The sequence below is a fragment of the Psychrobacillus glaciei genome (assembly GCF_008973485.1).
Taxonomy (GTDB): domain Bacteria; phylum Bacillota; class Bacilli; order Bacillales_A; family Planococcaceae; genus Psychrobacillus; species Psychrobacillus glaciei.
On record NZ_CP031223.1, the window covers coordinates 2,288,616 to 2,309,589 of the forward strand.

Below are 20,974 nucleotides of genomic sequence, written 5' to 3' on the forward strand. Positions count from 1 at the left end.
AGTAAAAGATAGTTGTTCTAATTTATTGGAGAATTGATTTTTTCTACTAATTCCTCTGCTTGCTTCATAAAAGAATCCATACTTGCACTTATTGTGATATTTATTCCTAATCCTACTTCACGAAGTATTTCCCGTAGCTCTACAAAGCTCTTTTTATCTTCCTCAGTTAAATCAACGAAACGATATAATTCATCTTTAGGATATTGATTTAATTTTGAATACAATTTTTCGAGAATTTCCTTATCACTCTTAGAAAGTGTTCCTATTTGTTCACCAGTAGTGATACCAACCCAGATACCATTCAATACATCTCCCAATTCAACTGTAACTAAATTCGGTTCAGACCAATTTTCATCCACTTGGTTTGTGATTAAGCCTTCCAATTCTACTAAATTATGTTGTACTTCTGTAACAAGAACCTGCTCTTTAACAAAGTTCATCTTTATAATTCCCCAAGCTACGATTGCAATAAGTAATATATTCAAACCTATTGAAATTCTGATTATCAGCTTTCTTTTCATACTCAACTTCGCCCCTCCCAATATAGAAAATTATACCATTAAAACCACTATTCTTATTGAAGTAACCTGTCACTAAAGTTCAACCAAAAGAATCGTTAACCCTTTTTGGATAATTTTACCAATTTGTTGAATAAAAAATAGATGGATAAGTTGAATATTAAATTATAACTGGGAAGTAATTTCACATTCTTTACTTTTTTTATTTCTCTTGGAATGCAGGATTAGCTTATCCAATCATCGAATAAATGTAAATGAGAATGAATCTATTCACATGAGAGGATAATGGTGAGCGTTAGTGGTAGATAAAGAACTGAAAAAAGCCTATGGTCAATATGAAATTCCAAACGAAATCCATCTGTTGTATCAATTAGAAAATGACTTAAGCAACGAAGGACTATCACTTAGTCAAATCGGTTTTCAACCAATTTACCAATTCGTACCTTATAGGATTACACCTCCTGATTTGATTGCTTTTGCCAGTACTGGTGGCGGGGGTATCCATTTCGGTTTTTTAACAGATTTTCATTCAGTTTCAAATTTAAGTGAAGCACCAATCGTATGTGTTACTCCAACCAATGATCCACCTCTGCGATATATGGCACGAAACATTCAGGAATTTTTAAACTTAGCCTATTCTGTTCCATATGCTGAAATGCTCGAAACTATGTGGAACTATGAGGATGAAAAACAAATAATTGAACTGGTGAAGGAATTTGAGAAATATACTTCGGATAATTGGAAGAGAGATCGCGAGTATATACAAACTCGTTACCAGCAAGTTTTTGGTACAAAGAAATTGGATGTAATAAACTATTTCATTCAAGTGAAAAAAGAAAGGGCTGAGACAATTTATATGACTACATTGGATGGACTGGGTGTAGTTCAAACCAAACCATCTATACAATCAAAACAGCACTTCAATTTTCCATCCAATCGCAACATCGATGAAGTGGAAATGGAGAAGATGCGAACTTTTTTGGAACATTCCAATGAAATGGAAAAACTAGTATTTGTTCGTGACGCGCATTATCGGTACATCGTATCGTCAGGTTACGATGTAGCGATATGGGAGTTGATACTAGAATTACTGATTTCATTGAAACTGGAAGATGAGGCGGAAAGTGTCTCTGAAAGGTGCTAAACACATTAAAAGTCGTAAATTATATGGCAATTTAACCTTTAATAAAAAGCCTGAAATTACTTCAGGCTTTTACTATTATTTATAAAACAAAATGACAGTTGTTTTATTTCTTTACTATAGTTATTCGATTCGTTCTTCATCTAAACGTTAGTAAAGTTTCAAGTTACTCTTAGTCGAAGAGCTTGCATTGAGCCATCTTTCTTATATGCAATGATATACCCACATACTTAAAAGACCGGTGCATAATATTATTAAGTATCTTTAGACTTGGGGCTGTGCCATCATTTCCATAACCGAGATTCAGTTCTAAAACATTAAAAATTCTATAGATCTTTTTTTAAATAGTAATGCTTATAGTCCCTGCCTACATTATCTAAACTCCCAAACACTTTATATCCATTCTTTTCGTAGAATCCCAACGCTTGGAAACTCAAGGTATCTACCTTTATGAAATCGCACTCTTTTTTTATAGCCATCTTCTCAAGTTCCGATAATAATTTTGTTCCAAATCCCGAATATCGCATATCCTCATCTATCATAAAAGTATGAATTTCTAACCAATTCCAACACACTTCTGCGAGTATTCCGCCACGGGTATTGCCGTTTTCGTCTTTAAGAAATAAAGTGATTTCTTCGTATCTGCCACCTAAATCTACTGGGAAATTCTTTAAATTAAACTTATAAAGCTCATCATCAATATATTGTTTATCAATTTTAGTAAATTCTTTAGTAATATGTAAACTCATTATTCATTTCTCCTTTTATATCATTTTTATACGAATTGTTTACACAAAAGTTATGCATTCTTTTTCAGAAATTCTGTTTGCAACAAACCATAGATCAACATATCTTTGCATTCCCCGTAACACCGTGACATTCATACCGTCTTAAACAACCTTCTTTCTTAAAGTAGAATTTGGTCAATAATTTCTTTGAAGCAATATTTTCATCTGCGACAAATGCCTGTATTCTTACTAAACCTAACTGATTAAATCCTTTTGATAATACTTCTTTTACAGCTTCAGACATAATACCACGACACCAATATTCTTCGGATAATTCATACCCAATTTCAGCTCGTTTGCCTGCAAATTCACTTAAGAAAATCGTACCAATAATTTCATTTGTTACTTTGTTAGCAATAGCAAAACGAATAATCCAGCCTTTATCGTAACCTTCGTTCCAAGTATTGATTACTTCATAACTTCTTTCTAAAGATTCGGGGCCGTTCCAATCGAGATGACGGTATACCTTTTCATTTGAATAATAGTTTAATAGGATAGGGGCATCCTCTAACTCTAACTTTCTTAATATAATGCATTTAGTTTGTACTGTCGGAAACGTTTCTAATAATTTCGAAAAGTTCATTTTATCTCCTCTATCTCTTCTATAATTTAAGATTATCTGTGAGATTGCACGATTAAACTCTCTATATCTGGCATAGTCTTCTCTCCCTTTTCAAAAAATTTGCAATATATCTAATTCAAAATTTCCAGTCAATTAAAATGTGACCTAAATAGAATAATTGTGCCTTCAAAACTATTAGCTGATTCATTTTCTCTCGCCTATCATAAGGGTTTATTCGATTATATCTGACTTACAATACTACAAAAACCTCATACTTGTTTCATAAAAGAAACTAAGCCAATGCGGTATTAAACCCCATTGGCTTAGTTCATTAATTTATTCTATTTCTTTTTTCTTTTAGTACAATTCTTTGAATACTCTTTAATGACAAATAATATTTTCCAGCTAAATTATCCATATCCATTCCCGATTGATAATCGTTATATATATCAGAATTTCTTAAATCAATTTCTCTTCTTATAGCAGTACTGGATCCCCAACTCTTTTTATTGTCTTCTTTTCGCGGGATGTAAATATATTCTCCATCAACATACTTTTGTATTAGTTCTATCAACTCAGATGGTAATAGATTCTTTGCTTTTATATAGCTCATTTTTACACTCCTAAATATTAGTATTTCTTTTAGGAAGAGCAAAGGCTATTTTTATTTGTATAATTATGCAATAGCCTTTGCTATGCAAAAATAGTATTCCTTCTCACACAATCAATCCTCCTTGCATTTTAGCTTTTTTATTTTCCTACGATTCTGTTTTAATTATTAGTTGTTTCAAATTCAACTTTAACACCTTGTTACCCATTAACTCAATATAAACTTTCTGAATGCTCGGCCAATTAAAAAGCCTTTTTCTGAGTCTCTTTTTTAATACTAATTTACTTATTTACGAGAAATCTTCAATAATTTCTACCACTTCAATTATTCCGTCTATCAAAAGCTCAGGTAGCTCGTTTTTTATGTTACCCTTCCAATATTCTCTAGCTTGTTGAATTTTTTTGGAAAAAGGGACCCCATCCTCCTTTGGTAAAAGGTTTCCATCTCCCTCAAAAGAATTTCCAATAACTCGAAGTTTAACAATCTGCAAAACCTTCCTATTGTAAGAATCAAATAATGCTTTCCATTTCAAAGTATCCTCATAGTTTTTCGCAGCGTATAAACAAGACAACCTTGAAGGATATTCAGGATATTCTTGTATTCTAACCATCTCTACAATTACTTCTCTAATAGCTCTGATTGTTTGATCGACATAATTTAAAGCTACTTGGGCATCCTCATTATTCAAGTTCAAGCCTTCATTTGTATAATGACCCTGGAAAATCTGAATGAAGTCTTCACCTTTAGAATTCAGTTGTTCCCTCTCAAAAAAGAAGGTATATAAGGTGTTCTTTTGATTCTTGCCAAAGTTAATAATCTGCCCTAGACTCATTTTTTTCCTAGTAACAATATGATAAACATACAATTCGTTCTTTTCCATAGTTTGCCTCCAATTGAACCCATCATAATGGATTTACTTATCTAATGCCATAACAATTATTACGATAAAAACCACTGTGAAGAAAATACCTCTAATTATTGGGGAACGTCCTACAAATGCCTCATTTACTTTAGGTTCCTTTATGTATGCTGGTTGAAACCATAAATGAATAGCCTTTGTTGGATTTATATATTGCCAAATCGAAATTGCATAAAATGCAATGACAATAATAATAAATAAAATTGTGTTAGACATACATTCCCCCTCATCGTCCAGTTCATCGAATAAGTAAATGCTATTTTATTGCATTTCGTAAGTTTGTAACATTATTCGGATTAATTGCCCATTTACTCATAAGCTCTTTTTGCCTATTTTTTAGATCTTCATATGGTTGTTCAATCATTTCTACCACATTAAACCTTTCATCGAAGACCTTTGAATCTTTTATTTTTCTATAACCACCAAATCCTAAGTCGTCGTTTAGAAGCCAAACAACTCTTTTGATATTTGCAAATAAAATCCCACCGGTACACATAGGACAAGGCTCTAATGAAGTGTATATTGTGAATTTTTCTCTTTTTATTTTTGCATTAAATATTGCTTTACCCGCATTTCTTATAGCATCAATTTCTGCGTGGGCAGTTGCATCATTTGCTGGATGTACCCTATTTCTACCTTTAGAAATTAAGTTAAAGTTTTCATCAACAATTACCGCCCCTACTGGGTATGTATTTTCCTTTAATGCTTGCTCTGCTTCTTCCAATGCCATTTCTAAAAAAAGTCTATCTTTATCCATACTCATAATTTTCCCTACCTCAAATATTGGATTTGTGAAATATCCTTGTTCAACTATATTGCCCTAAATAAACCCCAGACTTTTTAATGCATATTCAATTCCGTCTTCACTGGATTTTTTAGTTACGAAATCAGCTATGTGTTTTATTTTTTCATTTCCATTCCCCATGGCTATACCAAGTCCTACTAACTCCAACATATCTATATCATTTTCTCCATCGCCAAAAGCTACCGCTTCTGATTTATCAATTCCAAAGTAGTCTAATACTTTAACGATTGCTATTGACTTAGAGACGTCATGTTGCAGTACATTTAACACATAAGGATGCCATCTTTTAAATGTAATATGTGGAAATGTATATATGTATTTCTGAACAGTATCATCGTTTGCGAATAAGCACATTAAATAAACTTCTTCTTCATTAATTTTAGAGTTAATAATAGGATACTCATTCAATGACAAAGTTTCCTTTAATGCTTCTAATATACTTGGATCTTTTACTCCGTTCATGCTAAAGTCCTCTGTATAAAAGGAGAGTGCGTTATTATGTATGTATGCAAATTCAACCATTTCTTGGATGATTTCTTTATCCATCGTAATTTTATGAATCACTTTTTGATTATGCTTTACATAGGCTCCATTTGCTGTGATGAAGTATCAATTCCTAATTCCTCTATTTCCCTGCACATGGAAAAAGGTCTTCCCGTTGCAGCAACAACCTTTATTCCTTTGTTTTTTAATGCAATTATAGCTTTTTTAGTGCTTTTAGAAATGGTTCCATCCCTGTGATGTGTAATTGTTCCATCAATATCGAAAAATACAATTTTGTAGGTCATAAGTATTCCCCCTTATAGTTCACAAAGTTAAAAGAGCTGCATTGCAACTCAATGATATTCTACTAGAGCCAACATTAGTTGAATAAGAGCACTTTCCATTTCTATATGTCAAATCCTAAACTAATAATCTTCCACTCATTTTTATACATTTTAAAAGTTATTCCTAGGAATGCTGGAGGACTTTTGGGCTCTCCATTTAAATTGCTTAATAGTTTGATTTAATTTTCTATCATTTTTTCTTTTTCATTTAATCTTTCAGTAAATTTTGCATTATCTTCTTCAAACTGGATTTCATTCCCATCTAATGAGTCATCTTTCCCAGAACAAGCTGTTACGTGCATAAAACTACAAGGAATAAATATCAATAATTACCTCACTATTTTCCTCCCGCTTCCTAATTTTTTTCTATTTATTTGCAATTTTAGGTTTTCATATAGTCGCTTCTCATTATAAGTCGTTTATTTAGGGTTCCAAATTAACTCCATAAACTTTTCATAAGGACCTTTAAACTGATGATCCAGAACTTTTATAAATGCAGTCCTATACGTGTCTTCCACCTATGTTAGAGAGCAAGCAGTCTGGTATGTCAACACTAAATCAAACAACTTTATTAAGGGCTAAGATTTTATAAGCGACCGGACTTAGATAACCCAGTTTACTGTGCGACCGGATATTATTGTACCAATTGACATAATCGAAAAGTTCAAGAGACAGCTGTTCAAGGGTAGGGTAGTGCGATCCGTTGATGAGTTCTGTTTTTAAAATCTTAAAAGTCGCTTCTGCCACCGCATTATCATAAGGATTTCCTTTTTGACTTAGAGATCGCTTAATCTTAAATGTACTTAATAATTCATCGATACCAACATTTTTAAATTCAGATCCACGATCTGTATGGAACATTTTTACGTTTTGCAGAGGATATCTAACAGACTTAAAGGCACGCTGAACTAGAGCTGCGTCCTTTTGTTCTCCGACACTATACCCGACGATTTCTCTGTTATATAAATCGATTAAAAAACAAATATAATTCCAGTTTCCTCCTACTCTCACATACGTTAAGTCACTTACTAACACAGACATCTCTTTATCCACGTTAAATGCTCGATTTAATACATTTCGAACTGATTCTTCATTTGGAGGGGTAGACATTGGTTTATAGGATGGTTTTGTATATTTCGATTGAATTCCTAGTTCGTCCATCAATCGACCAATACGTCGTCTAGAGACTGTTAAACCAGCTTTTTTTAAGGCATCTTTTATTTTTCTGGTTCCATATACTTTACGATTCTCTTCGAAAATCACTACTATTTTATCTTTTAATTTTTGCTCTTCAGCTAGCTTTTCTTGTTCTTTTTGAATGGCTATTCCCGTGTCATGATAAAAAGTACTACGAGCTATTTTTAGGACTTTACACATTGCTAATACAGAATATTTGTGACGATTTTCTTGAATCACATCTATTTTCGTCCCATGATCAGCGCGGCTTGCTTTAAAATGTCGACTTCCATTTCGAGTTGCTTATTTCTCTTACGCAAGTCAATCAGTTCTTGCTCAACCGAAGATCGGTTGTCTTTCTCTTTAAAGGAGCCTGACTGTTTGAATTGCGTAATCCATCTGTCTAAAGCAGACGCGGTTAATTCATATTCTCGGGCAATATCTTGACGGCTTTTTCCATTTTCATATAGGGCCACCACTTGTTTTTTAAATTCTGTAGAAAACGTTCTTCTTTTACTGGACATAGTAGATTCTCCTTCTTGTTATCTATTATTCTACTTGCCCTTAATTTTACTGTCCAACTAAGTGTAGACTATTCAGTCATCAAAAACCCTGACATAATAATTATTATGCTTAAAATAACAATACATAAGGTTCTATTCCTAAGATCAATCATTCAGAATTCCCTCTTTAAAATGATACGGCTTATTCTCCAGAAGGTTTCAATAATTCTCATTTACTATTGTTTCTGCTAATTACCTTATTAATGCCCTTTTTCTTATTCAACCTTTCTATTTAGTTAAAGAAGGAATATTAGAATGCTCTATTTACATAGATTAATTTTAGTAATAGTAATAAAATATTGAACAACTTAACTTATCCAAACAGCTATAATCGAATATTTTTTTAAAAAAAATCGATTTAAATTGGGGAGTGAAACATGGGGGCTATTGATGGAAAAGATTTTATTAACCGATTAAATCAGTTAAATAATGAAATTTGGTACGACGGTGAAAAAATTGAGGGGTTGCTCTCTGAACAACCTGCTTTTAAGGGACTGATTCAGTCAAAAGCGGCTCTTTATGATTTACAACATGACCCAAAAATAAAAGATGAGATGACTTTTATTTCCCCAGTTTCAGGAGAACTTATTGGTCTTTCCTATTTGCAACCAAAAACGAAAGAGGACTTAATAAGAAGAAGGAAGATGTCTGAACATTGGGCAAGGTATTCAGGGGGTATCATGGGAAGAAGCCCAGATTATTTGAACACAGTTTTAATGAGCTTTACTTCTTCAGTATCCTTTTTAAAAAATAAGGACAAATGTTTTCCAAATAATCTACAATCATTTTACGAATTGGCCCGAGAAAATGACCTGTCGTTTACACATACCTTTATTTCTCCACAAGTGAATCGTTCTCATATTTACTTTGAAAATACCGATGAACCAATCGCCGCAAAAGTTATTGATAAAAATGAAGAAGGAATCATCATTAAAGGTGCCCGTCTTCTTGCTACACAAGGTGGTTTAACAGATGAAGTATTAGTATTTAGCGTTGGTAAATTTCTATTTAATGAAGATGAAGCTTTTGCTTTTTCAATCCCTTCTAACACGAAAGGAATAAAGTTTATTTGTAGGGATACATTCATCGGAGGTCAATCTTCTTTTAATCATCCATTAAGCTCGCGGTTCGAAGAAATGGATTCTATCGTTGTCTTTGACAATGTTTTAGTACCATGGGATAGAGTATTTTATTACAACAATGCGGAAGTAGCCGAAGCATTCCCCATTCAAAGCTCTTTTCATCCCTTTACTAAGCACCAAGTATTGACTAGACAAATTGTAAAAACAGAGTTCGTCTTAGGTATTGCTCAGCTTCTTATCGAAACGATTAATATTAGCGAGTATCAGCATGTCCAAGAAAAGATGTCAGAAATCATCATTGGTCTAGAGACAATGAAATCCTTGTTAGAAAAATCGGAAAATAACGCAAAATTAGATAAATGGGGATATATGCGACCAGAAATTTTCCCGCTTCAAGTTGCCGGTAACATTTTCCCTAAAATCTATCCTCGTTTTACTGAAATTATCCAGCTAATCGGAGCTAGTGGAATGATTACATTGCCTACCGAAAACGCATTTCAATCTATTATTAGAAATGACTTAGATTTATATCTTCAAGGAGCAACTAAGACCGCAGAGGAGCGAGTAAAAATATTTCGTTTAGCTTGGGATTTAACAATGAGTTCATTTGGAACAAGACAAACCCAATATGAGCGATACTTTTTTGGCGACCCGATTCGATTATCAAGTGATTTATATAAGAAATATCCAAAAAATGAATTTGTAAAGGTAGTTAGTAATTTCTTAAATTTAAAAAAAGAAGAGTAATAGAAGTTCAATTATTGTAAGTTGCCACTCCATCTTAGTGTTCAGCAAGTAGAAAAAAGAACCGTCTGAACAGCTTAACAATTACTATAAAAGCCCTCGTTGCCATCCGTGCTGCACCACAAAGAGTGAAAATGGATAGAGGAGCCTGTACTAGTAGTCCACCGAAATCAATAGACTTTTTCAAAAGTTGTACTTTTGGTTTTAAGTCTAATATTAATAAATCTTGTTGTGCAAACATTTTTAAACTGAAATAAAAGCCAAACTATGATTAGAACTTCACTTATAGTAAACAATCCGACTGTGAATAAATAAAACCAATCTGCAAAATAGCGATATACAATATTATATTTCCCTGCATCAATCCTTCAGATGGATAAAATAATTCAGTAATCAAGTTCTCTTCATTCCTGCTTTTATTGGAAACAAGTATCTCCTTTTTTAAGTATTCCTCTTAAACTATAAAGAACTTTTAGATTTTCCTTATTGAAACTAAACTGCGGTAAGTTGAATTATGCATATCAATCCTTATAAAAAAATACTACCTATTGAGGTGAAATCACTGTTTGAACCTACTTTAATAGTATACTCTTGTAGTATTCGGGGCAATATTGAGAAAGCAAATCGTTTGTACAAAAAAAGCTCTAGATAAGTAATCTAGAGCTTTTTTTGAACGATTTATTTCGGAAAATCTTGGTTTAAAGCTTTTAAGCCACCTGCATAGATGCCATGGAATCGATTTATCGCCTCTTCGTCACTAACCCCTACAGGTGTGAAACTACCGGTCCACTCTACTAATGCAGTTTGGCTATCCTTGTCAATCTCCCAAACGTGGATTGTAGATAGATAATTAGTGAACGGAAATTGTGCTTTCATAATCGAATAGATATAGTAGTGCTCTGTTGTTGAATACTTCCAATTGCGCTAAGATTGCATCGCCATCAGGATTAGCTAGATGACGTACGCGCCCACCTTGGCTTAATTCACTGTTAAGTATATAAGGTAACCAATCGGGAAGCGAATCGAAGCCACCGATTAATTGACAAACATATCAGGTGAAACTGGTATTTCAATTGTTGTAGTAGCATGTGCCATATTAATTACTCCCTGTTGAATTCATGTGTAGCGGTGCATTAGCTGCCAGAAATTTTTGTTCACGCATTTCCTGCCAATATGCGTTCGGAATAACGGTATTCAATGCTGCCTGGTCTTCTGCGATTTGCTCAGGACGCCTAGCACCGGGAATGACAGCAGCGACTGCTGGATTAGCCAGCGAAAATTGTAAGGCAGCTGCCTTAATGCTAATTCCATGACGCTGTGCAATAAGCTTGATTTTCTCGACTTTTGAAATGATTTCAGGAGATGCTTTCTGATACTCAAAGTGTGGATACCTCCAGCAAGGATACCTAAGCTGTACGGACCACCGACAACGATGACAACATTGTTTTTTAATGAAGTAGGCATCACTCGTTGCAGTGCGTCCTCATGATCTATTAATGTATAGCGACAAGCTAGTATAGATACATCCGGCTTCGCTTCTTCTAGATCTAACATGAGTTCAATCGTAATCGGAGTACCCTATCCTTGATTTGACATATAGTAGGACACATATTTAGTAGCAAAGAACAATTTCAATAAATTGCCAATAAACCAACTAGAATAGTGACTCACAGCAAAACATGTCGCTATAATTCCAATTAATAAAGCATTAAGAATATTTTCTATTTAGCTTCATCTTCATGCAAACGACCTTTATAGATATACGTTAACGAAATAAAGATATAAATAGCTAACGTGATACCTGTTACGATAATAGATGTTGTGTAAACAATGCCAACTAGAATTGCACTTAAAGCAATAATCGCTACCCAAGTTGTATAAGGGAACCATTTTACTGAATAGGTGCTTGTTTTTTCTGGCTGTATTTTTCGCGATTTCAGATGGGCAATCGCAATGATTAACCAAATAAATAATACGGTATACCCTAGTGAACCCATTAGGAATTCAAAGGTTTTACTTCCCGCAAATAAAGAAATGATTACGCCCGTATATAAAGCTAACGTACACATCAATATAGCAAACACAGGAACTTTCTTTTTCGATAAATGTGCAAAGATTTTAGGAATGCGCCTATCTACAGCTTGTGTATACAGAATGCGTGACGAGCCATATAAGCCAGAGTTCATGGATGAAACAATTGCGAGTATAACAACTGCATTCATAATATGGTCGGCACCTGGGATCACAATCATTTTAAATACCATTACAAACGGACTCTCTGGTACCCCGTTTACTTCATTCCAAGGAATTAAGCTAACGATAATAAAGAAAGGAAATAAATAAATAAAAGGTAATAATTCGTACTAATGTACTGCGAACAGTTTTTGGAACAGCCTTTTCAGGATTTTTTGTTTCAGCTAACGTAATACCAATAATTTCAGTGCCACCATAAGAATATATCACAACTAGCATTGCAGCAATTAAACCTGTTGGTCCATTCGGTAAGAACCCTCCGTGATCTGTTAAGTTAGAAAAACCAACAGCTGTATGATTACCAAATGTTACAAGTAACAATGCCAATCCAGCTATGATAAACACCACAATAACGGCAATTTTAATTCCCGCAAGCCAGTATTCTGTTTCTGCAAAAACTTTTACGGACAATATATTAACGACTGTAACTAATATAGAAACCTAAAATGCTAGTATCCAAATCGGATATTCTGGCAACCAATATTGAATGAAAATAGCCGCAACCACCGATTCGGCTGCAATATTTAAAACCCACATCTTCCAATAGATCCAATCTAAAAAATAAGAGGGGTATTTTCCTAGAATCGATTGTACTAAATCTCTAAAAGTTCTTGCATCACTATTGCGGACTGCCATTTCTGCTAAACCTTGCATAACTAATAACAGAATAATACCACCAATTAAGTATGCAATAAGTAGTGATGGACCTGCCATATCAATGGCTGCACTTCTTCCTTTAAATAATCCTGCACCAATGGCACCACCTAGTGCCATCATCGTAATATGACGTGAGGTCATTGTTCTCTGTAATTTCTAGTTGTCGTTCTCCATTTTCTTACCTCCTATAATTAAAAAGGCATACCGCGGTACCACTCTAATTGGTTCTTCATGAACCCTACTTAAAACCTTGTAACGAAGGTTAATCGTTAAAGCAAATAGAATAGATTATCTACTCCTTTCACCCTACCACTCCTAGGCAAGTTCAAAGTATTATTGGACTGCGTTGCACCAACCCACAGCTCTCTTTACCAAATAATAAACTTTTACTACTCCTACTCTTTGCGTTTCATAAAATTAAATTGTTAAAGCTTTAACTATTGTTCAAAATCATATGAGCCTGCTTTAATTCTGTCAATCTTTTAATTTACAATAACCTTCAAAAGAGAAGCATCATACTTCTGCTTCTCATTTCCATTTTCTTACCTCTTAAAATCAAAAAAAGCATACCATCTCTTCTTTCATCATCAAATGAAAAAAAGAGACGATATGCTTAAGCAAACCCCGGTACCACTCTAATTGGTTCTTCATTAACCCCCCAACTTTAAAACCTCGTAACGAAGGTTAATCGTTAAAGCAAATAGAATAATTCGTCCATTCTATTTACCCTACCACTCCTAGGCAAGTTCAAAGTATTATTGGAGTGCGTTGCACCAACCCGCAGCTCTCTCGACCAAATAATAAGCTTTTACTACCCCTAATCTTTGCGTTTCATAAAATTATATTTAAAAAGCTTTAACTGTTATCCCACACTTTAAGGACCTATTTTAATTCTGTCAACCTTTTGTTTTCAAAAATTAACCACACTAATGTAGTGATTGTAGCAACCATAACCATTAAGAAACCATATAAAGGCGTATATTCTAATGATTGATAACGCACAATTAGTCCTCCCACATAAGATCCTATAAAAATTCCGACATTGAATGCTGAAATATTTAACGCGGAAGCCATTGCAGTAGCAGTAGGTACATATTTTTCCGATAGCTGAACTGCATACAATTGTAAGCCGGGTACAGTCATAAACATGAATAGACCCATTATAAAGACCATCACTAGTCCAATAATATGTGAATCAAATGAGAAATTAATGCAAAGTAACGCTAACGCAAGTCCTATAAAAATGAAAAATAAAGCACGTAGTGGATTACTGTTTGCAAAGTGTCCACCTAATGTATTACCTATTGCCACAAAAATACCGTATACGACTAAAATAATGACGATTGCTTGAGGAGAATATCCCATGTATTTTTCTAAAATGGGAGATACATATGTGTAAACTACAAATACGCCACCATAGCCGATTGCTGTAATGAAAAGAATTAATAACATACGGAAGTTACGCAATACTTTACCCATATCACGTAAAGAAATTGGATTCCCCTTTGATAGATTATTTGGCACGAGTAATGCATTGCTAATAAAACCAATTACGCCGATTACTACAATGAAAATGAATGAAATGCGCCAGTCTATTACTTGGCCGATGAATGTCCCTAATGGAACCCCAGTTACAGTTGCCAAAGTTAAACCTGTAAACATAAATGCAATAGCACTTGCGCGTTTATCCGGGGCTACGACATCAGCCGCAATTACAGAAGCAATGGACATGAATACACCATGTGCTAAAGCGGAAATAATACGACCTATTAGTAGCAACGAGAACGTAGGTGCAATAGCAGCCCATAAGTTACCAACAATAAAAATTGCCATTACGAGCAATAGAACCTTTTTTCGATTTAGTCTAGATGTTAAAACTGTTAAAAGTGGGGCTCCAATCGTTACACCGAGTGCATAAATGGATACTGTTAAACCAGCAGTGCTTATGGATATTCCGAAGTCGTTTGTTATTAGTGGAAGTAGCCCCACGCTTATAAATTCTGTAGATCCAATACCAAAGGCACTTATTGCTAGTGCAAGTAGTGTTAGTTTGGCATTTGGTGCTGTTGATTTTTTCATGATATTGATAACTCCTTTGATTTTAAAAAAAAGATATAGTATTATTCATATACACTAAAGAAGCCTGTAGGGTACTTTTAGTTACTTTTGAATAATACAGGGGGGCTCACAATGAAAAAAGTTTATAATATTGGTGTTGAGGCCACAATTGAAGTAATTGGAGGTAAATGGAAGCCTATTATTTTATGTCATCTCAATCACCATGGCGAAATACGTACAAATGAGTTTCGTCGATTAATTCCTGGTATTTCACAAAAAATGTTGACGACTCAATTACGAGAATTGGAGCAATCTGGATTAATCAATCGGAAAGTTTTCAATCAAGTACCACCAAAGGTTGAATATTCGTTAACACCATATGGACAAGAAATGGAGCCTGTGCTTCACTTACTTTGCACTTGGGGTGAAAATCATATCGAAAAATTAATAGATAATGGTGAAGATGTTCTTCTCATGCAGCGTGATGAAGATATTGCTGTTGATCTACCATCTTTATAAAAATAGAGAAAGCCTTAGGGATAAGTAATCCCATAGGCTTTTTGTCTCTAAATTACATGACAAAATCAAACTCTGCGGGGTCTGGACCAACACGTTTTTCTAAGTTCATTTCATTAATTACTTGTAGTTCTTCATCAGTAAGGATGAAATCAAAGATATCTGCATTTTGAACCATACGCTCTTTACGTACTGACTTAGGAATTGTTACGACACCATTTTGAATATCCCAACGCAAAATAACTTGTGCGTTTGATTTACCGTATTTTTCAGCGATTTTAGCAATTGTTGGATCTTCCAGAAGTCCACCTTGCATTAAAGGAGCCCAAGCTTCTAATTGCATATTATGCTCTTTACAGAATGCTAGTAACACCTCTTGTTGTAAGTGTGGGTGGAATTCTACTTGGTTAATTACTGGAATTACGCGAGCTGTTTTCAATAAATCTTGTAAATGCGATACGTTAAAGTTACATACACCAATTGCTTTGATTTTGCCCGCTGTATATAGATCTTCAAGTGCTCTCCAAGATTCTGCATATTTATTTATGCCTGGCCAGTGAATTAAGTATAAATCTAAGTAATCTAGTTCCATTTTTTGTAGACTTTCTTCATATGCTGCAACTGTTTCGTCATAACTTAAATCAGCATTCCATACTTTAGATGTAATAAATAAATCCTCACGTTTTAAACCAGTAGATACTAGTGCTTGTTTAATACCCTCACCAACTCCCGCTTCATTCCCGTAAATAGCAGCTGTATCAATGCTACGGTAGCCAACTTCAATCGAATTTTTTACAATTTCTGCTGTTGCATCGTTTTCTACTTGGAACACACCAAGGCCAAAGCCTGGCATTTCTATCCCGTTGTTTAATTTAATTGTATCTTGTAAACTATTAATCATTATTTAGTCCTCCATTGGTGTTGGTATTTCATTGCTTTTTTATTATGTAGCCTTTTATGTATTAAAAAAAGTACGCACTTTTTTGTTTCATAGAAACACAGAGGTTCCTATTGTGTGTTATCAATCGTTTTGCGGATAAAGTTTTTTTAAAAAAAGTTAAGTTAGAATTTTGCGAGGAACAAGGATTTGAAATGGAGCACCGAAGCTATATCGATATATGCATAAAAAATGGCGGAAATACAATTCGTCAAATCAAGTTTTCTTAGTCCATAGTTTCCTCAAAAACCCTTGATTCAGGCTCAACTCGTTTGAAAACAGCTTAAACTTCATTTGCCTTTCCCTATTTGCTCAATTATCAGTCGTTTTTGTGTTAATCCTTCTTTTCTTAAGCAAAAGGAAAAATAAAAACAGCCAAAATCCTGTTGAATAGGGGTTTTGGCTGTTATAAGTACTGTTAGTTATTTGCGTTAAATAATCCATCATGAGAACGTTGGGACATGAATGGATAGAAACGATGGAAATCTATTTAGAGAAAATATTCTCACAAGAAAATTACGCAATTCATAGTTGGAAACAGGAGTTGTTTGAAGAGTATAAATAATATAAGCGATTTAAAGACTTTCGTTGAAAATGAACAAGTTTAAAAGTTCCTTTTTATCCATTATATAACCCTTATTTCATGATCTGATTACTTAATCATGTTTATTCATTATTCCTTGTTCAACTAACCTCCTTTAGTTGAATAAAAACATAAAGTCTGCCTCCTGACAACCATGTTCTCCTAATGCAACCGCTAGCCATCCATGAAGCCCTGCTTCACCACAAAATATGCAAGAAAATTACGTTCTTCCATGGTAGTTTAAGTACATTATTTCACAATCTTATTTTATGATTTCAGAAGATATTAAACTACATAAGGAATTATGTAAACCAAGCAATATACTTTGCACCTGGAATGAATAATACCTGTGCTAAAAGTGTTCCTAACAATCTTGATGTTACCATCATAATAGAGGCACTTTTTTATGTGACATAATTCCCTTTTTTGTTGATTACATCATCCGCTAGGATTGAAATTTTGGGGTCAATAAATACAATTAGTAAGATTGTAGCTATACCATTTATTAAACCCGATGCCATAACAGCAGTTGTTGCTCGTTCAGGTGCAAGCAAAGCTGCATATAGTGCAGATAAAACTCCAATTGTATAAATTGCTGTAATCAATATTGAACAAAATAGTAGTAATCCCTTTTTATTATCCAATTTTATCACCTCTTTTGCATCATAAGAACCCAATATCCTCTTCAACTATTGAATCCACTCCATTACAAACAGTTTACGTTCTTTTGTATTTGAAATCGCAAGTATGTAGCTATTATCTTCTTCTAATTTATAAAAGTATCTATCATTATTATTATAAATCACTGGATTCTCATGAAATAATCTATTAAAATTCTGCGAGTCTTTGTTTATATTAGCCACATTTTTTTGAAACCTTTTTAAAAGGTTTGAAACTGTATCAAAGGATTCACTATTAATAGGTATCCAACCATCTTTCTCCATTAACTTATTTTCAATAGACCTGTAACTAAGCACAAAGAAGCTTTCCCCCTCATTTGGGAACCCATATCTTGTATTAAATACTGTTTCCATTTTACTTGGTAGAGGGGCCTCAAACATCCAATTCAATTTCCATTCAATAGAATGTGAAATATAATTCCACTTAACTATTACAAACCCTATCAACAAGAGCGGAATTGTAAACCAAATTACAGTTTTCTTTTTCATATAATTTCTCCTCAATACCGAAATGAAATTACCGTTTAATAGTTTCTCCCCTAATTATGGTTTTCTAAAGTAATATTCTCTATTCAATCAAAAAGTTCCTTGTTCAACTAGTCGAGTAGAAGGGAACCTTTCTACTTGCGGTAGATTGTGTTCCTCCCCCTTCACAGAACCGTGCTTGCGCTATTTACGCACACGGCTCCTCCAAGTCACCATTCACAAGATGTACCTAATCTCTTTTGATCAGATTTGCTTATTCTGCTATCCGACTCCCTACATCGGCATTTGGTTTCCTTGCTTAGTATCGCTTGTACACCATACTCTTCTATAAGAAGAAAAGACCGGTAGGGCCTCCCGAGTTGCCGTATCATATCCATGTGTGACGTGCCAAGGTCTCTGACTCCAGAGAGGTTTTATCCTTCTTGCCTTTAACGATGGATAAAATGTAGCTTTCTGCTGTGCTTAAGGCATCAGCCCTCTCGATTTACTAACATTATGGAGCTCAATCTTTCGGCCCGCCACCTAACTATCTACACATAAAGGCTACCGGTACCATTAGCCCTCCAAGACTCGCTACGAGTGAATGGCTAGTTCTTTCTCGACGGGAACTCCACCCGCTATATGATACGACCTAGGCTCGGCCGCACACCTGCCCCGTTAGTAAAATCACGCATTATGTCTATAGTTCTATTAAGTTGGCAATAATCCCTTTAATATTACTATTTTAGGGGGTATGGAATTGTTACTGTCAATAGCATGGTCTTCGTTTGAAGCGGATAAACGGATAGAGGGCTTTTCTTCGCAAACGTTGAAGGCATACTAGTTACAGTCTTTGCTACTAATTGGTTATTTTAAGGATGTAGAGATGGAATTGCTGGTTACAAATCAACTAAAGGAATATCTTGCAATATCCGGCAAGCACTTAAAACCAGCCAGTCTTGCACATCGAATCCGCTTTATGAAATCATTTTTTGTTGGTCTCATGAAGAAGGATATCTGAGTAAGAATCCAACTTCCAAAATTAAAGAGCCCAAGATAGGGAAGCGTATACCCAAGTATTTAACCGAACGGGAGATCGAACACCTTCGTGAATCCTGTCATTCCCCAATGGAAAAAGCGATTTTCGAATTCATGTTTTCTACCAGTTGTCGAATTGGAGAAATAGTTGCTTTAGAAAAGAACCCTATTAATTGGTACAATCAATCCGCAATTGTTAATGGGAAAGGTGACAAGGAGAGGGAAGTTTATTTTAATATATGTTGCGACATCTGGCTTAAACGTTATATTGAAAGTCGTAATGATAATAATCCCGCCATATTTGTAACAGCAAGGCAGCCACATAATATGAGTGTCGCCCAAATGAGATACATCATCAAGCGGATTTCCAATCGTGCTGAAATTATCAAAGAGATTCATCCACACCAACTTAGACACAGCTTTGCAACTCATTTGTTGTATAATGGAGCTCCTATTGAAATCATACAAAGACTAATGGGGCATGAGAAAAGTGTAACCACAAGGATATACGCTCAATTAAGTGGAAGGTTAAGGAAATAGTATTATCAGAAGTATTTATAAATGTAAAAGTAGCAACGTCTTAAAAGACGTTGCTCTTACTGACTAAAGCACTCGTTAGCCATCCATGAAGCCCTGCTTCACCACAAAATATTCAAGAAAATTACGTTCTTCCATGGTAGTTGAAGAAGTTCTATTAAGGATGAAAACACAATACCTATTTTTCTTATTGAACTTCTATTTTATTTGTCTTTTTAAGATTTAAAACAACCATTAAAGTGAACATACCAATACCTGTGTATATAATAGTAAATCCTACTGGCGGAAAATAATCCGTTAGTAAAATAAAGAGAGAAGCTAGTAAGCCTCCTACAGTTGAAACAACCCCCAAAACCCCTGAATATGTACTTCGGAATTCATCTGGGATAATTTCTGCGGTGATTGCTTGAGTTGATGGTATAAAGATAATTTCACCTATCGTTACGATAGCCATTCCTAGAAATAAGATGTTCGAAATCTCACTTATACTTAATAAGATATAGCCAATAAAGAAAATCATCGATTCAGTGATTAAAGCATTTATATCACTCATCTTCTTAAGAAATCTTGTGATAAATATAGTAAGCCCTACTGCTAATAGTGTATTTTCAGTACGTAAGAACCCTAATATTGTATAGCCTTCAGCTTCGAATAAGCTAACGTAACGAATACTTAAGTAATACGATAATTGTTCATCCATTAATGCAACAGTCAAAGTAACATATGCTAGGGAAATAAATACTGGGTCCCTAAGCATCACTCTATAAACCTTCAATGTGGAATGCTTTGTTTTACCTTTGATTTCTGGCGTTACTGTTCTTTCAAGTGTGCTTCGATACTTGTCTTCTATCCAAATCAATACACATGCAAAGGAGAGAAACGAACTGCACGCTACAACTACAAATAATATTGTTGCAAATTGGTTAAAGAGAAATCCTCCTGTTAAGCTCCCCAAAGCGAAAGATAAATACGCTGTCCACTTAAGAGCTGTGTATACATTTTTTCGATTTCCTTTTGTGGTTTCATCAATGACAAAACCACTGTAGGCGGGACTTGCCATACTTGAAAATAAAAAAATGATAATAAAGCCTATTAAACTTATATATGGATTGCTATCCACAGGCATATTGCCGATTGCAACTATGATAAATCCTGCTCCCGTCAAAAACTCACCTATTAAAATAAGCTTTTTCCTGCCATACTGATCAGCCATTTTACCACCGATTAAGTAACCATTAATCCCTGAAATACCAGTACATATCGTCATCCAAGTTGCCGTTTTAGCCCCTACTTGCTCGACAAAAAAGACGACTACATAAGGCATTACCATAGTGTTTGAGAAAATTGTTAAAAAGCGAAGTGCTATTCTTAACCTAATCGCTGAACTGAATGTCCTTATATCCATTAGGTCACCCTATTATAATTGATCAATCAATCATTTTTTTGTTTTTGAAAAAAGACCAAAATACTATTTCGGTCCAAATAAGCGTATAGCTATTTCCGCAAATTCATTCC

At 34.4% G+C, this 20,974-nt stretch carries 16 protein-coding genes, 6 pseudogenes and 2 other annotated features; of the genes and pseudogenes, 4 read left to right on the top strand and 18 right to left on the bottom strand.

Annotation, left to right across the window (positions count from 1 at the left end; genetic code table 11):
* Positions 1-17 precede the first annotated feature (17 nt).
* On the bottom strand, positions 18-521 hold the full coding sequence (locus PB01_RS10615; RefSeq protein WP_225986267.1) for a hypothetical protein: 504 nt from the start codon (positions 519-521) through the stop codon (positions 18-20).
* A gap of 295 nt (positions 522-816) precedes the next feature.
* Here PB01_RS10615 and PB01_RS10620 point away from each other — a divergent pair, with 295 nt between their 5' ends.
* Positions 817-1,662 (top strand): hypothetical protein, encoded by an 846-nt coding sequence (locus PB01_RS10620; RefSeq protein ID WP_151700186.1) that lies wholly within the window; start codon positions 817-819, stop codon positions 1,660-1,662.
* A 323-nt stretch (positions 1,663-1,985) separates the two neighbouring features.
* Here the strand turns inward: PB01_RS10620 and PB01_RS10625 are convergent, their stop codons facing one another.
* The 9 genes and pseudogenes from PB01_RS10625 to PB01_RS10660 all read right to left on the bottom strand — a co-directional run bounded on the left by PB01_RS10625 (position 1,986) and on the right by PB01_RS10660 (position 7,870).
* The gene (locus PB01_RS10625) at positions 1,986-2,408 is read right to left on the bottom strand and encodes a GNAT family N-acetyltransferase (protein ID WP_151700187.1); all 423 of its coding nucleotides are present in this window, start codon (positions 2,406-2,408) and stop codon (positions 1,986-1,988) included.
* A gap of 94 nt (positions 2,409-2,502) precedes the next feature.
* The gene (locus PB01_RS10630; protein WP_151700188.1) at positions 2,503-3,030 is read right to left on the bottom strand and encodes a GNAT family N-acetyltransferase; all 528 of its coding nucleotides are present in this window, start codon (positions 3,028-3,030) and stop codon (positions 2,503-2,505) included.
* Positions 3,031-3,340: 310 nt separating this feature from the next.
* Positions 3,341-3,622, bottom strand: a complete 282-nt coding sequence (locus PB01_RS10635) for a CD3324 family protein (protein ID WP_151700189.1) — start codon at positions 3,620-3,622, stop codon at positions 3,341-3,343.
* Between the two features lie 286 nt (positions 3,623-3,908).
* The gene (locus tag PB01_RS10640) at positions 3,909-4,499 is read right to left on the bottom strand and encodes a DUF2441 domain-containing protein (RefSeq protein WP_151700190.1); all 591 of its coding nucleotides are present in this window, start codon (positions 4,497-4,499) and stop codon (positions 3,909-3,911) included.
* Positions 4,500-4,532: 33 nt separating this feature from the next.
* The gene (locus tag PB01_RS10645) at positions 4,533-4,754 is read right to left on the bottom strand and encodes a hypothetical protein (RefSeq protein WP_151700191.1); all 222 of its coding nucleotides are present in this window, start codon (positions 4,752-4,754) and stop codon (positions 4,533-4,535) included.
* 40 nt (positions 4,755-4,794) lie between these two features.
* Entirely contained in the window at positions 4,795-5,301 is a 507-nt protein-coding gene (locus PB01_RS10650) for a nucleoside deaminase (RefSeq protein WP_151700192.1), read from the bottom strand.
* A 57-nt stretch (positions 5,302-5,358) separates the two neighbouring features.
* Positions 5,359-6,131, bottom strand: a pseudogene (locus tag PB01_RS10655) (Cof-type HAD-IIB family hydrolase).
* Positions 6,132-6,349: 218 nt separating this feature from the next.
* Positions 6,350-6,496 carry a hypothetical protein gene (locus PB01_RS21400; RefSeq protein ID WP_225986009.1) on the bottom strand — a complete coding sequence of 49 codons (147 nt, stop codon included), beginning with the start codon at positions 6,494-6,496 and terminating at the stop codon, positions 6,350-6,352.
* A 232-nt stretch (positions 6,497-6,728) separates the two neighbouring features.
* Positions 6,729-7,870, bottom strand: a protein-coding gene (locus PB01_RS10660) for an IS3 family transposase (protein ID WP_151699939.1) whose coding sequence is annotated in 2 segments (ribosomal slippage) — positions 6,729-7,624 and positions 7,624-7,870 — 1,143 coding nt in all. Because the reading frame shifts where the segments join, the coding sequence is not laid out codon by codon here.
* 416 nt (positions 7,871-8,286) lie between these two features.
* On the opposite strand from PB01_RS10660, the gene hpaB reads away from it, so the two are divergent.
* Positions 8,287-9,738, top strand: a complete 1,452-nt coding sequence (hpaB, locus tag PB01_RS10665) for a 4-hydroxyphenylacetate 3-monooxygenase, oxygenase component (RefSeq protein WP_151700193.1) — start codon at positions 8,287-8,289, stop codon at positions 9,736-9,738.
* 675 nt (positions 9,739-10,413) lie between these two features.
* On the opposite strand, the pseudogene PB01_RS10675 reads toward hpaB, so the two are convergent.
* The 4 genes and pseudogenes from PB01_RS10675 to PB01_RS10690 form a co-directional block, all read right to left on the bottom strand.
* Positions 10,414-10,830, bottom strand: a pseudogene (locus PB01_RS10675) (SRPBCC family protein).
* Position 10,831: 1 nt separating this feature from the next.
* Positions 10,832-11,301, bottom strand: a pseudogene (locus tag PB01_RS10680) (aldo/keto reductase); the annotation flags it as partial.
* Positions 11,302-11,456: 155 nt separating this feature from the next.
* Positions 11,457-12,786, bottom strand: a pseudogene (locus PB01_RS10685) (amino acid permease).
* A gap of 51 nt (positions 12,787-12,837) precedes the next feature.
* Positions 12,838-13,057 (bottom strand) — a binding site (T-box leader).
* A 185-nt stretch (positions 13,058-13,242) separates the two neighbouring features.
* Positions 13,243-13,479, bottom strand: a binding site (T-box leader).
* Positions 13,480-13,527: 48 nt separating this feature from the next.
* The gene (locus PB01_RS10690; RefSeq protein ID WP_151700195.1) at positions 13,528-14,724 is read right to left on the bottom strand and encodes an MFS transporter; all 1,197 of its coding nucleotides are present in this window, start codon (positions 14,722-14,724) and stop codon (positions 13,528-13,530) included.
* A 111-nt stretch (positions 14,725-14,835) separates the two neighbouring features.
* On the opposite strand from PB01_RS10690, the gene PB01_RS10695 reads away from it, so the two are divergent.
* Positions 14,836-15,222 carry a winged helix-turn-helix transcriptional regulator gene (locus tag PB01_RS10695; RefSeq protein WP_151700196.1) on the top strand — a complete coding sequence of 129 codons (387 nt, stop codon included), beginning with the start codon at positions 14,836-14,838 and terminating at the stop codon, positions 15,220-15,222.
* 52 nt (positions 15,223-15,274) lie between these two features.
* Here PB01_RS10695 and PB01_RS10700 read toward each other — a convergent pair whose 3' ends face one another.
* From PB01_RS10700 to PB01_RS10710, 3 genes and pseudogenes are all read right to left on the bottom strand, one after another.
* Entirely contained in the window at positions 15,275-16,120 is an 846-nt protein-coding gene (locus PB01_RS10700) for an aldo/keto reductase (protein WP_151700197.1), read from the bottom strand.
* 921 nt (positions 16,121-17,041) lie between these two features.
* Positions 17,042-17,371, bottom strand: a pseudogene (locus tag PB01_RS10705) (lipid II flippase family protein); the annotation flags it as partial.
* A 57-nt stretch (positions 17,372-17,428) separates the two neighbouring features.
* Positions 17,429-17,908: a hypothetical protein gene (locus tag PB01_RS10710; protein ID WP_151700198.1), complete on the bottom strand. Its 480-nt coding sequence runs from the start codon at positions 17,906-17,908 to the stop codon at positions 17,429-17,431.
* Between the two features lie 862 nt (positions 17,909-18,770).
* Here PB01_RS10710 and PB01_RS10715 point away from each other — a divergent pair.
* Positions 18,771-19,462, top strand: a pseudogene (locus PB01_RS10715) (tyrosine-type recombinase/integrase).
* A 184-nt stretch (positions 19,463-19,646) separates the two neighbouring features.
* On the opposite strand, the gene PB01_RS10720 reads toward PB01_RS10715, so the two are convergent.
* On the bottom strand, positions 19,647-20,864 hold the full coding sequence (locus PB01_RS10720; protein WP_151700199.1) for an MFS transporter: 1,218 nt from the start codon (positions 20,862-20,864) through the stop codon (positions 19,647-19,649).
* Positions 20,865-20,974 lie beyond the last annotated feature (110 nt).

Coding starts and splice junctions, on each gene's coding strand:
- PB01_RS10615 (WP_225986267.1), bottom strand. CDS start 521: ATGAAAAGAAAGCTGATAATCAGAATTTCAATAGGTTTGAATATATTA.
- PB01_RS10625 (WP_151700187.1), bottom strand. CDS start 2,408: ATGAGTTTACATATTACTAAAGAATTTACTAAAATTGATAAACAATAT.
- PB01_RS10630 (WP_151700188.1), bottom strand. CDS start 3,030: ATGAACTTTTCGAAATTATTAGAAACGTTTCCGACAGTACAAACTAAA.
- PB01_RS10635 (WP_151700189.1), bottom strand. CDS start 3,622: ATGAGCTATATAAAAGCAAAGAATCTATTACCATCTGAGTTGATAGAA.
- PB01_RS10640 (WP_151700190.1), bottom strand. CDS start 4,499: ATGGAAAAGAACGAATTGTATGTTTATCATATTGTTACTAGGAAAAAA.
- PB01_RS10645 (WP_151700191.1), bottom strand. CDS start 4,754: ATGTCTAACACAATTTTATTTATTATTATTGTCATTGCATTTTATGCA.
- PB01_RS10650 (WP_151700192.1), bottom strand. CDS start 5,301: ATGAGTATGGATAAAGATAGACTTTTTTTAGAAATGGCATTGGAAGAA.
- hpaB (WP_151700193.1), top strand. CDS start 8,287: ATGGGGGCTATTGATGGAAAAGATTTTATTAACCGATTAAATCAGTTA.
- PB01_RS10690 (WP_151700195.1), bottom strand. CDS start 14,724: ATGAAAAAATCAACAGCACCAAATGCCAAACTAACACTACTTGCACTA.
- PB01_RS10695 (WP_151700196.1), top strand. CDS start 14,836: ATGAAAAAAGTTTATAATATTGGTGTTGAGGCCACAATTGAAGTAATT.
- PB01_RS10700 (WP_151700197.1), bottom strand. CDS start 16,120: ATGATTAATAGTTTACAAGATACAATTAAATTAAACAACGGGATAGAA.
- PB01_RS10710 (WP_151700198.1), bottom strand. CDS start 17,908: ATGAAAAAGAAAACTGTAATTTGGTTTACAATTCCGCTCTTGTTGATA.
- PB01_RS10720 (WP_151700199.1), bottom strand. CDS start 20,864: ATGGATATAAGGACATTCAGTTCAGCGATTAGGTTAAGAATAGCACTT.